12 protein-coding genes are annotated in these 12,915 nt (G+C 67.4%); 5 read left to right on the forward strand and 7 right to left on the reverse strand.

Annotated features, from left to right (window positions below; genetic code table 11):
- Window positions 1–106 precede the first annotated feature (106 nt).
- From GTW40_RS10505 to GTW40_RS10525, 5 genes are all read right to left on the reverse strand, one after another.
- Window positions 107–664, reverse strand: a complete 558-nt coding sequence (locus GTW40_RS10505; RefSeq protein WP_343245654.1) for a hypothetical protein — start codon at window positions 662–664, stop codon at window positions 107–109.
- Window positions 665–678: 14 nt separating this feature from the next.
- Window positions 679–1,218, reverse strand: a complete 540-nt coding sequence (locus GTW40_RS10510) for a hypothetical protein (RefSeq protein ID WP_161179895.1) — start codon at window positions 1,216–1,218, stop codon at window positions 679–681.
- A gap of 22 nt (window positions 1,219–1,240) precedes the next feature.
- Window positions 1,241–1,651, reverse strand: coding sequence for a hypothetical protein (locus GTW40_RS10515; RefSeq protein WP_343245655.1), 411 nt, complete (start codon window positions 1,649–1,651; stop codon window positions 1,241–1,243).
- Between the two features lie 672 nt (window positions 1,652–2,323).
- Window positions 2,324–4,633, reverse strand: a complete 2,310-nt coding sequence (locus GTW40_RS10520) for a DUF6571 family protein (protein ID WP_161179897.1) — start codon at window positions 4,631–4,633, stop codon at window positions 2,324–2,326.
- Window positions 4,634–4,642: 9 nt separating this feature from the next.
- The gene (locus GTW40_RS10525) at window positions 4,643–5,128 is read right to left on the reverse strand and encodes a hypothetical protein (RefSeq protein WP_161179898.1); all 486 of its coding nucleotides are present in this window, start codon (window positions 5,126–5,128) and stop codon (window positions 4,643–4,645) included.
- A 438-nt stretch (window positions 5,129–5,566) separates the two neighbouring features.
- Here GTW40_RS10525 and GTW40_RS10530 point away from each other — a divergent pair, with 438 nt between their 5' ends.
- From GTW40_RS10530 to GTW40_RS10550, 5 genes are all read left to right on the forward strand, one after another.
- The gene (locus tag GTW40_RS10530; RefSeq protein WP_161179899.1) at window positions 5,567–6,031 is read left to right on the forward strand and encodes a hypothetical protein; all 465 of its coding nucleotides are present in this window, start codon (window positions 5,567–5,569) and stop codon (window positions 6,029–6,031) included.
- Entirely contained in the window at window positions 6,028–7,752 is a 1,725-nt protein-coding gene (locus tag GTW40_RS10535) for a WXG100 family type VII secretion target (RefSeq protein WP_161179900.1), read from the forward strand. The genes GTW40_RS10530 and GTW40_RS10535 overlap by 4 nt, the downstream gene beginning before the upstream one ends.
- 117 nt (window positions 7,753–7,869) lie before the next feature.
- Entirely contained in the window at window positions 7,870–9,054 is a 1,185-nt protein-coding gene (locus GTW40_RS10540) for a S8 family serine peptidase (protein ID WP_161179921.1), read from the forward strand.
- 111 nt (window positions 9,055–9,165) lie between these two features.
- Window positions 9,166–9,504 (forward strand): WXG100 family type VII secretion target, encoded by a 339-nt coding sequence (locus tag GTW40_RS10545; RefSeq protein ID WP_161179901.1) that lies wholly within the window; start codon window positions 9,166–9,168, stop codon window positions 9,502–9,504.
- A 40-nt stretch (window positions 9,505–9,544) separates the two neighbouring features.
- Complete coding sequence (locus GTW40_RS10550) at window positions 9,545–9,847, forward strand: WXG100 family type VII secretion target (RefSeq protein WP_161179902.1); 303 nt, start codon at window positions 9,545–9,547, stop codon at window positions 9,845–9,847.
- A gap of 92 nt (window positions 9,848–9,939) precedes the next feature.
- On the opposite strand, the gene GTW40_RS10555 is transcribed toward GTW40_RS10550, so the two are convergent.
- Window positions 9,940–10,545: a hypothetical protein gene (locus GTW40_RS10555; protein ID WP_161179903.1), complete on the reverse strand. Its 606-nt coding sequence runs from the start codon at window positions 10,543–10,545 to the stop codon at window positions 9,940–9,942.
- A gap of 82 nt (window positions 10,546–10,627) precedes the next feature.
- Entirely contained in the window at window positions 10,628–12,910 is a 2,283-nt protein-coding gene (locus GTW40_RS10560; RefSeq protein WP_161179904.1) for a DUF6571 family protein, read from the reverse strand.
- Window positions 12,911–12,915 lie beyond the last annotated feature (5 nt).

A 12,915-nucleotide genomic window follows, 5' to 3' on the forward strand; every position in this document is an offset into this window, starting at 1 on the left:
TCGCCGATGCTCCGCATCGACTCCCTCCTCCGCCTTACGATGCACGGCGCCAGACGCCGCTCCCTGATCCGGCGTGATCGGCGAGACACCCCCTAGCGGGGGCGGGTCACTCGGGCCGAGGATGACAGGGCTTCCCCGCCCCGAGCGACTTCGTATACCCCTGGATCAACTGCCCCATGGCCCCCTCGTCCTCCCGCCCGGGCTTCAGCACCTGCACGAGCGTGCTGACGTCCTCCTTCTCCACCCCGGCCCCGCGGCACTCCACCAACGACGCGGCTCCCCCACCGGCGTACACCTCGGAACCCCCCTCCGCCTCCTTCTGGTCCCAGATCTTCAGCTCATGAATCAGGATGTGCCGAGCCGACCAGCCCGGCGTGATCCACTCCTGCGTGACGACCAGCACGGTCCGCTTGTCGACCGCCACCTCACAGAGATACGACCCGTCCTCCTTGGCCCCGACCTGCTTGACGGCAACCCGCTCCCCGTTCGCGGGCAGCACCCGCGAGAGTGCCGTGGACGGCACCGAGACGCCGCACAGGGACGCGGGGACGGCGAAGTCCTGCTTCGCCTCGCCGGAGGAGCAGCCGGATGCTCCGACCATGGCGAGCAGGAGCGCGCCGGCGCTCAGCGCGTACGACGACGATTTCGTGCGCGCTCTGTCCACTGACCGCCCGACAATCACTCGGAAGTGGGATTGCAGAGGCTCTGCGGCTTCAGGGAGTTGTTGTATCCGCGCATCAACTGCCCCATCGCCTTCTCGTCCCGCCGCCCGGGCTCCAGCACCTTGATGAACGTGCTGACGTCGAACTTCTTCACCCCAGCGTCCTGGCACTTCACCACCGACGCGGCGGCCCGGTCCGAGTAGACGACGGCGCCACCGTCCGCCGACTTCTGCTGCCAGAGGCCCAGGCGCTCCACCAGAACGTGCTGGGCACTCCAGCCCGCGGTGACCCATTCCGTGCTGACGACGAGCACGATGTGCTTGTCGACCGTCACCTCGCACAGAGGCGACTCCTTGTCCCATGCCCCCTGCTGCTGAACGGAGACCCGCTTCCCGCTCGCGGGCAGGAGCCGCGAGAGCGCTTCGGACGGCACGGAAACGCCGCAGAGTGACGTGGGCACGGTGAACTCCTGCTTCGCCTCGGCGGAGGAGCAACCGCCAGAGCCCAGCACGGCCAGCAGGAGCGCTCCGACGCCCAGCGCGTACGACGACCTCACGCGTGCTCCTTCCCGCTGCCGGTCAGTCGGACCGGCACGGGTTCCGGGCCTTCAACGACAGGGTGTACCCGCGCATCAACTGCCCCATGGCTTTCTCGTCCTGCCGACCCGGCTTGAGTACCTTGACGAGTGTTCCCACGTCGTACTTCTTCACCCCGGCCGCCTGGCACTTCACCACCGACGCGCCGCCCCGATCCGCGTAGACGACAGCGCCGCCGTCCGCCGACTGCTGGTCCCAGATCTTCATTTCGTGGATGAGGACGTGCCGGGCCGAGTAACCGGCCGTGACCCACATCTGGTTGACGATCAGCACGACGTTTTTGTCGACCGTCACTTTGCAGAGGAACGAACCGTCTTCCCATGTCCCGTCCTGCTGGACGGAGACCCGGGCGCCATCGGCGGGGAGCAGCCGCGAGAGCGCGGCGGAGGGCACGGAGACACCGCACAGGGATTTGGGGGCCGCGAACTCCTGCGTTGCCTCGTCCGAGGAGCAGCCAGACGCTCCCACCACCGCCAACAAGAACGCGCCGACGCCCCACGCGTACGACGATGACCTCACGATTGCCCCTCTCCGAATCCGTGACTAACAGGGTTGCTGCTTTCCCAGTGCCGCCGTGTAGCCGGAGATGAGCGCCTTCATGGCGGACTCGTCCCGGCGCCCCGGCTTCAGAGTCCGGACGTACGTGCTCATGGACTCGTCCTGCGCACTGGCCTGTACGCAGGGCACGACCGAAACCGCTGCCCCGCCCGTGTAGGCGATCGAGTCACCCCCCAGCAGGCTCCATAAGGCCGATGCGGCGGTCGTACGACGCGATGTTCCACGCTGAGCGGCTCGCATCGACACGCTCCTGCTCGACCGAGAGCACCGGCTTCCCATCGACACTCACCGTGCAGACGTTGCTGGTATCGGCCGTGGACGGAGGGCCCGTTGCGTGAAGGCGCGTTCCGGAAGCGGGCAGCAGTCGACCGAGCGGGGCCGCCGGAACGGCAACTCCGCACAGCTCGTCAGGTACGGCGAAGCCGCGTGTCGGCCCACCCGACGAACATCCGGCAACGCATCCCACGGCCAGTCCCGCCGACAGGACGATCTCCACTACGAGACGCCTCAATGCGCGCTGCTCTCCGACTTCCACTGAGCTCCATCCGTATGGCTGAGGCCGGCGGAATTGGCGGCCGCTCTGCGAAGGTCTTCGGCAGTGTCCGGATTGACGGATTCGTTGTTCACCAAGGCCTTGTCCACGGCCGCCTTCGCGGAGTCCACGGCAGCCATCCTTCCCTCGGAATAGCTCGAGCCCGCCTGCGTATCGGCCTCGGTCGCGGTGTCGCGCTCGATACTCTTCATGATGGACTCCTGGATGTCCTCGGAGGCCCATTCGAGGGGAGCACCGGCGATCGGTACCCGCTCGCCCACCTTCTCGATCCCCATGCCCAGAATGCGGTTCACCCACTTCTGTTTGTCGGCGGCGGCCTCGTTGAATTCCTTGTCGGAGGCGGAGTGGTACTCGTAGATCGCGTGCGCCCTGGCATCGCTCATGACACCGGCGATCGCAGACCCGGGCGCGACGGCGGCCCCTACACGCCCGTCCAGCGAGGCGGTTGAATCAGTCGGATCGTTGATGACGTGGTTCACCGCCTCACTTGTGTACGCCTGCTGCGCGCTGGTGATGGCCGAATACGCATCGGGGTCCTGTCCCACCTCGCCGAGGAACCGGGCGGCGTGATCCGGATTGAGGCCTGCGGCCGCTCCGAACGTCGGGAACAGGCTGCTGTTGGGATCCTCCCGGTACATGGCCTGCTGGAAGTCCCCCATGTACTCGGCCGTGATGTCCCCCAAACTCCCCCGCATCGCATACAAGGGCCCCGACTCCGCGTCCTCCAGCTCCCCGTTCTCGTTGTGCCGGATCAGTTCCGGATGTTCGCCGAACTTGTCGACGATCTCGCCCACCAGCTGGGCCCGCGCCTCGGTGTGGCGGATGGCGTCGGCGGCCGGGTCGCCGTCGTAGGGGCGGCCCGTGGTGGCGGATTCCAGGGCGTGACCGAGGGCGGTGGGGCCGAAGCCGAGGGCGGCCTTGGTCTTGTCCTCGTCCGCGAGGATGTTGGTCGCGTTGGTGTCGACCGTCCACTCGAAGTCCTTGTCGGTGAACAGGTCGAGGTAGGAGGAGAAACCGGGGTTGCCGCCCGGCTTGACGGTGCCGTCCTCGTTGTAGGCGGTCGGGGCCGAGGTGAAGAACTTCTCCGAAGCCTCGGGGCTGTGCCCGAGCGCCTCCAGAACGCTGTTGAGGGGATCGTTGCCGCTGCCGAGCTTGCCGGAGGGGTTGAAGCCGTAGCTGTCGGGGCTCCCGGCCGGCTTGTCGGAGACGAAGAAGTGCGGGTCCTTCTTGTGGAGTTGGGTGATGTGCTCCGCGATGGGGTTGAGGAACCGCGGGTCGTAGTCGCCGTAGCGGAGCAGCCCGCCGAGGACCTGGTAGCCGTACGGCTTGTTCCACTGCCCCTGTTCCCAGCCGAGCCGCCGGGTGCCGAGCCGCCGGAAGTCCTGGCCCCAGCTGTCGGGCAGGTGATGCCGGTGGTCGGGGTCGGTCGCGTTGGCGAGGTTGTAGCCCATCACCCGCTGGAGATCGCGTACTTCGTCCAGCCGTGTCTTGGACGCGTCGGCGCCGGTGCCGTCGATGGACATCGCGGCGTAGAACTCCAGCGCCTTCTCGGGGCCGCCGAGCCCCTTGTAGAACTCCGTCGAGAACTCCCCGTCCTTCTCACCGGCGTTGAACCGCAACAGCTCGTTGAGTTCACGCAGCTCCGCGTCGGACATCCTGTCGCCCTTGCGGGCGAGTTCGACCGCGCGCTCGGCCTCCGCGTCGTTCAGGGACTCGTAATTGGTGTGGCCCGCGTTGTGCCGGTCGCTGCCGTGGATCTTTCCCAGCGCGCGGGAGACCGAGGCGTCGATCTCCTCCGCGTGGGCGACGATCCGGTTGATCTTGCTTTCCAGTGCCTGCCGGGAGTCGAGCTGCTCCTGCGTCCGCTCGTCGGTGTCCCCGCGCACATGAGGGAAGAAGCAGCGGGCCTTCCCGCCCCCGATGTCCTCGACCCGCACCCCGAGTTGCGCGGCCTCGACGTCGACGGCCGTCCTGAGCTGCTTCTGCAGCGACTCCAGCTCACGGTGCCCGTCGTCCAGCACCTGGTGCACGCTGTGCGCCTCGGCGTGGAGATCCGCGACCTCCTTGGCCGTCTTGGTGACGAACTCCCGCGTCACGGTGGCGTTGACGCCCGCCCACCGGGCGGAGTCGGACTTCGACCGCATCCCCGTACGCGCGTTGTCGGCGGCCTTCTTCAGGCCGTCCGCGGCCGACTTCCAGTCGGCCACGGCGGAGGCGAGCCGGCCGAGGTCCACCTCGGCGAGATCGGTGAAGGTGAGAGCCACGGAAGTCCCCTACTTGAAGTACTCGTCGAGCTGGGACACCGGCACGGCGCCCCCGTCACCGCCGCGCAGCACCGTCCCGATCCTGGCGTCGTCCTCCGCGTGCAGCCTCTTCGTGTAGTCCAGGTGGTCCGAGATGTGCGCACACGCCTGGAGCACCGACTTCACCTGCGAACTCCACACATCCACAGTCGTGTTGAGCGCGCCGCCGAGCTGAAAACCGTGCGACTTCAGCGAGGCCGCCGCCTGCGCGGTGGAGCCGCTCCCGCTCTTGTCCGCCCCGGCGCCCGCGATGTCCGCGCAGCCCTTGACCTCGTCGTAGAGGAGATGGGCGTCATGGCCGACGGCACCGAGGTCGTCCTGGTGCACGACCAGATCCCCGCCGCCACCGCCGCCCCCGCCGTCCGGCGCGACCTGGTTCAGCCGCGTATGCGCCGTACGGTCCGAAGGCCGCTGCGCTGCCTCAGCCTTGAGCTGTTCCCACTCGTCCCACGCCATGGAGTGGACCTCCGTTCCCCGGTGACCGCGCCGGTCGTCCGGCGCCCCCGTGTCGGTCTGCCGTCAACGTAGCAACCGAGGCTCGGTGAAATCTCCGTCCCGAACAGTTCGGCAAGGCGACAGCCCTTTCACGGGGGTGATGTTTTGTGGATGCAAAGTTCCCATTGACCCGGACCTGGGAGGTCGTACGGCCCGTTCCGTACGTGAAAGTTCTGTGTTCGCGGAGCGGAAATTCCGCCCGTTCGGCCCGAGTTGCCGGATCTGCGGGGCCCTGGCGACCCCCTGATCCGGGACATGGTTGCAACTTAACCGTCGCAGAGTTCAGTTGGCCGCGATTTACACAGTGACTACAGTGGTCCGTGACGGTACGGGGGTACGGCTGCGTACGACCCCTTTGTCAAAAGTTGCACAAACGGGGTACGGGGAAGGGGTCGTCCGGTGGCTGGCGGTAGCGGCTCGCATGTCAGGCGCGGAATCGACGCGCTGTCGAAGTTCAAGACGAAGGTCGACGACGCGCTGCGCACGTTCGAGGACGCCCCGGGCGGGCCGTCCAAGGTCGCGCAGCACAGGCTCGAGAGAAGCTCGTTCGGCGGCGCGAACGCCCCGTTCCACGAGGCGGTCGACCTGCACGGCCAGTACGAGCGCGTCCACGAGCGGCTCACCTATCTGTCGAAGTCCCTGGGACTCCAGATCGAGGCGCTGACCCTCGCCACCCGGGCGTCCGACGGGACGTACGACGGGGCCGAGGCCGAGGTGGAGCGACGGTTCTGGGAGATCAAGTCGCATCTCGACGAGGAGCACAAGAAGGCGACGGAGCCGCACGACAAGAAGCCCGAGTCGCACGACAAGAAGCCGGAGCCTCTTCGAGAGACCAGCAAGACGGCCGTGAAGGACTACCAGTGAGCGACAACTGGCGGCAGAAGCCGCAGTACAAGGCCGACGTCGAGCAGGCGGACGTCCAGGTCGGCGTGGTCGACGTACTCAACTCCCTGAGCGGCCTGTTCAAGGGCACCCCGCTGGGGGCTCCGCTGCTCCTCGGCCGGACCGACTTCGAGAACCACGACCTCAACGAGATGATCGACCTGGTCGAGCACGCCAACCCGGAGCATCTGGAGCAGGCGAGCAAGACCCTGTGGGACGCCCGCACGGCCATCCACGACGCCGCCACCGACCTGGACACCAACCTCGGCCAGGTCGACTGGGAGGGCGAGGGCGCGGACGCCTTCCACAAGTGGACCAAGGACCTCGTCAACTGGACCAAGGACCTCGCGACCTACGCCGACGTCGCCGCGACCCAGATCGACGCGGCGGCCTCCGGCCTGGCCTCCGTCCGCAAGTCCATGCCCCCACGCGACCACCGCCCCGCCGCCGACCAGCAGCGCCCCCACGACCTCCCCAAGGCCAAGCAGGTCGACACCAACCCGGACTACACGGCCGCCGTGAGGGTCGAGAAGAACCGGCAGGAGGCGATCAACCAGATGAACCGGTTGGCGTCCTTCTACTCGGTCTCGGCCATGACACTGAAGGCCGCGCCTGAGCCGGAGCCGCTTCGGGGGATGCCGGATGTGGGGGTGCCGAAGCCGCCGCAATGGGTGGAGGGAGGGCGGTCTCCAGTAGGTTCCGGAACGGCGACCTCGTCCAGTACGCCCAGGCATGTGGCCGAGGGCCGTCACGAAGCGCTGGCCGCATCTCATGGCGCGGAGACGGCCACAAGCGGGCTTGCTCACAAGACGCCGCACGAGTCCACAGCACCGGTCGCTCATGACATCGGCACCGAGGTCAACACGGTGGGCACGTTGCCCGCGTCGGCCCCCACGGTGCCTACGACTCACCCCGCGCCCACGCTTCCGACCGCTGGCGGTGGGGGACAGTTTCCCGCGTCGTTCCCGGGGCCCGGGGCGCCGTCTCCGATCATGCCCGCCACTGGGCGGCCTACCGGAGTCGGAGGCCCGGTCAACCGACTGCCTCTGTCCGGCCAAGGCCGCACGGGCCCGACGGGTATCGGCAGCGGTCGAGGTACGCAGGGCCCCACCGCACAGACGGGACGGTCCTCGGTCGGCGGCCGCGCGCCACAAGGCCCGCTGGGGCAGGCCGCTCGCGCCACCGGGCGTACGGCTCCTGCCGGTCAGTCGCCGCTGCGCGGCGCGACCCAGCCGGGACAGTCGCCGATGGGGCGTGGGGTCACCGGCGGAACGCCACGTGCCAGTGGGCCGACCGGACGTTCCGGCGCGGTCAACCCTGCCGGTCCGGTGCGCAATGGCGTGGTCGGCGGCAAGCCCGTCGTAGGCCGTACACCGGGAACTGCGGCCGGTCCCCGTGTGCCGCGCGGAATGGTCGTTGGCACTGGCGAGTCGGCCTCCTCCGCGCAGCCCAAGGGGCCGCTCGGCGGCCGAGGTGTCATCGGGTCGCCTACGGCGAAGTCCGATCCCGCTGCCGGTCAGGCCGCCCTGCGCTCGGCGAGGAATTCGAACAGCGTGGTCGGCGCCCCCCGGGCCAAGTCCGACACGCCCAAGGACTCCGGGAAGGGCCTCGGCCGCGGAGCGGTGGGAGCCGACTCCCACGACGGAAAGCACGGCTCGTCGCAGAAGAAGAAGCGGCGTGACGCGCCGAAGCAGAGCGACTGAACACAAGCGAGGACGTACACAGGCATGAAGCCAGAGTTCAGCCGGCGGCGGGCCGTGACCGCCCACCTGACGAAACTCAATGCGAGACGTGTCTCTGCCGTGTGCTCAGCGCTGGGCATGCTGGTCCTCGGATCAGTGGCCGTGGGGCCCGAGGCGGCCGCATCGGACATCCAGTCGAAGCAGTGGTACCTGAAGGCGATGGGTGCCGAGGAGATGTGGAAGTACAGCACTGGCAAGGGGGTGAAGGTGGCCGTCATCGACAGTGGAATCAATCCGAATACGCCTTCGCTCAAGGGCCAGGTGCTGGCCGACGAGGTGCCGAAGTCGGTGGCTTATCACGTCACTCAGGACTATGCGGGCCACGGCACCGACATGGCCGAGCTGATCGCCGGTACGGGAGCGGGAGGCGAGATCAAGGGGCTCGCGCCGGGAGCCAAGGTCGTTCCTTACCGGATCTACGGGGAAGGCTTGAAGGACCCGAAGGAAAAGGAGCGAACTCCCAGTGCGACGGCTGCGATCAAGGCGGCAGCCGACAGCGACGTCAAGATCATCAACATGTCGTTCGCGAGCCCTTACTACAGCCTGGACGAGGAAGAGGCCATCAAGTACGCCGCTTCCAAGGGTAAATTGCTGTTCGCGGGTATAGGCAACACGGGGGACAAGGGAAACAAGGGGCAGTACCCCGCCCAATACCCCTATGCGGTCGGTGTGTCCGCCATCAACGAAGACGGCGAAGTCGGCAAGTTCTCCACTCATGGTAATTACGTAGACTTCGCGGCACCGGGTGTTGGCATCCCCTCTTGGTGCGACAACACCTTCACCAAGCGCTGCATCGCGTACGGCACGAGCCCCGCGACGGCGCTTGCCTCCGCCTCCGCCGCCCTCATCTGGTCCGCCCACCCCGACTGGACCGCGAACCAGGTCCTCCGCTCCCTCATCGACACCGCCGCCCGAACCTGGCCGAAGGACAAGCCCGGCACGTACCTCGGCTACGGAGTGGTCCGCCCTCGTCGGGTGCTGATCAACAAGAACATCGACCCGGGCCCGGCGAACGTGGACCCCCTCGCGAAGGAGAACGGAACGGCGGACGGTGAGGGTGAGGACGCCAAGGGCACCTCCACCCCCACCCCGTCGCCCAAGCCCTCCGCGGGAGACAAGGCCGACGGACAGACCTCCGCCGCCGCCAAGACCACCGACTCCGGCGACCACACCCGCACATGGGTGACCATCGGCGCCGCAGCAGCCGTACTACTCATCGCAGGAGCCGGTTTCGCCGTGCTGCGCGCACGCCGTAACGCCTAGACCGGACCCGCGTACGCGGCCGCTCGCCGAGCGGCCGGCACTCCGCCTGTCAGGGGCGAGGCCCCAGAACCCCGCCCCGGGCAAGGCCAGTTCACACAGAAGGGCATCGAAATGGCGCAGCGCCAGAAGGTAAGTGACAAGGACCTCATCGTCCTCGAAAAGGAGCTCACGCACCGTTTCGAGAGCGTCAAGGGCCAGCTCAAGGAACTCCAGGCCCTCATCGACAGCCTCGAGGGCAACTGGAAGGGCATCGGCGCCGGTGCCTTCAACACCAAGCAGACCGAGATCAACGAGCGCATGGTGCACATCGGCGGCATCCTCGTGAAGTTCATCGAGGCGATGAGCCAGACCCGGCGCATCAAGGACGGCACCGAGGACGAGGTCCGCGCCCAGGTGCAGGGCATCGACGTGAACCTCGGCGGTTCGCACTCCGCGCTGTCGAACTACTGATCCCCGCCCGCCCATTCTTTCTCGCGAAAACGGAGCAACCATGAGCGCCAACAACAGCGGCGAGCTGGAAGTCACTTACCAGAGCCTCGACGAGACCGCCACGCAGCTGGCCAACCACGCCAAGCGGCTCGAGGAGAGCCTGGAGGCCATCAAGCAGAAGGTCGCCAGCGTCGCCGGTATGTGGGAGGGCGAGGCCCACACCGTCTACGCCGAGCGCCAGGCCGACTGGGACAAGCAGGCCAAGGGCATCCACGAGGCCCTGATGGCCATCAGCCGCGTCGTCCACTCGGCCGGCGGCGACTACCTCGGCGGCGACAAGAAGGCCGCCAGCTACTACATGTAAGTCACGGCACCGGCAAAGGGTGGGCACGCACGGGAGGTGCCCACCCTTCGCCGTACCCGCGTACGGAACTCAGGGCCCCGTACGCCCGCCCCTCACCCCAGCCCCGCCTCCGACGCACACCCGGCTTCCCGCGCCACCGCCCGGGAAATCGAACCGAGGATCGCGATGCGGTCCGCGTTCGGGTCCTCGCCGCGCAAGCGGCCCGCAGGGGAGTACATTTCGGCCTTCACGTACTTCGTGTCGCCAATGTGTGACTGGCTGGACGGTGCTTTGGTGGCGCATCGAAAGTAGACGTCGACTCCATCGCGTCCGGTCCTCGTATACACACCCAGCGACTGTCTGCCGGAACCTGATTCGGCTCCTGCCGACTTGGGGTACGTGTCGTCTGCCGAGAACTGGATGTCCAGGAGCGGATGATCGCTGCCGTCGCCGGACGTGTAGATCAGACAGACGCCCTGCTGGTCGTACTCATCGTGCAGGTGCTGGACCGTGTACCGCACGGAGAACAGATTCGGGACGTTTCCCCCGGCCGACTCGTCGAACCGGTCCGTACCCGCCAGTCGGCGCAGCGCGCTTTGGGCCGGTGCGTCGAGCGTGCCGCCGCAGAGCCGAGCCGCAGTGACGTCTGTGCCAGGTTCCTTCTTATCCTTCTTGCCCGTGTCGTCGCTGCATCCGCCGACCAGCAGTGCCGCGGCCACGACGGTGACGACAACCGGTCCCTGGACGCCGAAGCGACTCCGGGCACCGATCCCTGAGATTCGCCGCACTTTCTCTCCCCGATCAGCCCGCGTAAGGAGGTCGGCCCCGGTAATCGTTCTCCTGGGAGCCGATGCCCGTGTAATTGTTCTTTATCCCTTCGACCCAATTAAGGTCGTCGGCCGTCTGCCGTGCCCCCGGATGGCCCGTGAAGTATGCGTCGTAGATCAAGCCCAGGTCACGGGTGCCCTTGCCGAAGAAATCCCGGCTGCTCATCTGCGACGGCACCAGCGCCTTCTCCTCCGCCTTGTCCGTAGCCTTGTCGATCTCGTGCCCGAGCAGTGTGTTGACTGCCTCGGTGGCGGTGTCCGCGGCGAGCGGAGCGATGACGAGGGCCGCGGCGGTCGATCCGGGGACCGGGACGGCGGCGACGCCGCCGGCGACGACCGCTCCCACCGCCAGCTTCTTCCAGTCGGCGGACCGGCCCAGCGCCTTGTTGGCCTCCTCGGAGCTCTCGCCGTACGTCGTCGCCACCTGCTGTGCACGGGAGTGGTCCAGGATGCCGCGGGCCTCGGCGCCCACCGACATGATGTCCCGGGCGTGATTCATATGGGCTTCGTTGGTAGGCGGGTGGGTGTCCAGCATGCTCAGGGTGTAGAGGTGCTGGGCCACCGTCACGGCCTTGTGGGAGTGTTCGTCCTGGCCGAGAACGCTCAGGAAATCGATGGCTCCCTGGTTGCCGAACTGAGCCCGTCCGCCGTACCGGGCGGGGAAGTCACCCGCGTCCTTGGCGTGATCGCCGAGGCCGGAGAGCTCGTAGTCGAGGTCGTCGATGTACGCGCCCGCCATCTTGCCGAGGCTGTCGGCGAGTTCGGGCTGGTCGTGCAGCATCGTCGGGCCGTCCTTGCCTCCGTAGAGGTAGGCGACCTGTTCCATGACGCCGGCCGTGGCCGCGGTGCGCCCGTCGCCCGCTGTGACCTCTTTCGCGGTGGCGTCGGCCGAGTAGCCGGTGGTGGCCGCGTCCAGGGCCCGCCCCAGCGAGTTGCGGCCCGCGACGTAATCGTGGTCGCCCTCGAACGTCGAGTCGGAGAGCCAGACCCGTTCCGTCGTCAGGTACTTCAGATGGCCGTTGACCTCGGAGTCCTTGTCGACGGTGTCGCCGGTTCCGTCGGGCTGCGCGAAGAACTGCGTCGATGCCTCCGGGTTGTGGCCCAGCGCCTCCAGGAAGCCGGTCATGGGGTCGCGGCCGCGGTCGTTCTTGTAGCCCCAGAAGTTCAGGTCGCCCTGGTTCAGATTGTTGATCCAGGGGCTCATGGGCTGCCCGTTGACCTGTTTGTCGTACGCGAGGAGCTTGTCGCCGTAGTTGTTGAGGAACTGGTCGTCGTAGTCGCCGAAACGCATCAGGTTGCTCATGACCGCGTAGCCGAGCGGATTGTTCGCGTCGTCGGTGCCGAGCTGGTCGGGGCCCAGGCCGATCATCCGCTTCTCCCAGCCCTGCATCCTGTCGCTGTCGGAGAGGGTGGCCCGGCCGATGACGGTTCCGAGGTTCTTCTGGAGCTGCTTCGCCTGCTTGGCGCGCTCCGGGTCGTACGTGCCCTGGTAGGGATCGGCGATGCCGGCCCAGAAGGTGAGTACCTTCTTGGGGCCGACCTGGGTGGCGAACTCCTCCGCGAAGAGCGGATCGTTCTTGTACTTGGCCAGACTGGCGTTGAGCGAGGCGAGTTCGGTGCTCGTCACGTCGTGCGGGTTCTTCTTGAGAATCTTCGCCAGACGGTCGGCGTCCGCGACGGCCTTGGCCGCCGCGTCCCGGTCACCGTAAGCGGCGCTGGAGAAACCGAACCTGGCCTGGTTCACGATCAGCGTGAGGGCCTTCGCCGCGGTGCTGTCGCTCTCGTCGGCCTTGCTCAGGATGCGCTGAATCTCGTCGCGGAGGCCGTCGACGTCCTTCTGGTCGACGGCGCCGGACTTGCCGCTGGGGTCGGCGGCCCAGTCGGGGCGTGTGTTGCCGGTGACGGTGAACGTGCCGTGACCGGTGTCGACGACGGTGAGGTTCTTCGCCGCTCCCCGCGCGATCGCCTCGTTCAACTGGGTCCGGTAGTCGATGAGTTCGCTGCGGGTGTCCTTGAGGATCTTCGCGACGGTGTCCGCCTGCGTGTGGGCGTCCGCGAACTCCTTCGCCGTCTTGTCGATGAACTCACGGCTCACCTGGGCGTTGACGCCTGCCCAGTTCGCCTTGTCGGCCTTGGCCTTGAGGTTGTCGCGGGCGTCCGCCCGCAGGGTGTCGAGCTTCTTGGCCATCTCCTCCCAGTCGGTGATGGCCTCACCGAGTTGGGAGAAGTTGCCGTCACGCAATGCGTTGAGGTCCATCCCCG

Source organism: Streptomyces sp. SID4985, from assembly GCF_009863025.1.
GTDB lineage: Bacteria > Actinomycetota > Actinomycetes > Streptomycetales > Streptomycetaceae > Streptomyces.

Bases quoted from the DNA above. Each gene is read 5' to 3' on its own strand.
- GTW40_RS10525 (WP_161179898.1), bottom strand. From the start codon at position 5,128: ATGGCGTGGGACGAGTGGGAACAGCTCAAGGCTGAGGCAGCGCAGCGG.
- GTW40_RS10540 (WP_161179921.1), top strand. From the start codon at position 7,870: ATGCTGGTCCTCGGATCAGTGGCCGTGGGGCCCGAGGCGGCCGCATCG.
- GTW40_RS10545 (WP_161179901.1), top strand. From the start codon at position 9,166: ATGGCGCAGCGCCAGAAGGTAAGTGACAAGGACCTCATCGTCCTCGAA.
- GTW40_RS10550 (WP_161179902.1), top strand. From the start codon at position 9,545: ATGAGCGCCAACAACAGCGGCGAGCTGGAAGTCACTTACCAGAGCCTC.
- GTW40_RS10560 (WP_161179904.1), bottom strand. From the start codon at position 12,910: ATGGACCTCAACGCATTGCGTGACGGCAACTTCTCCCAACTCGGTGAG.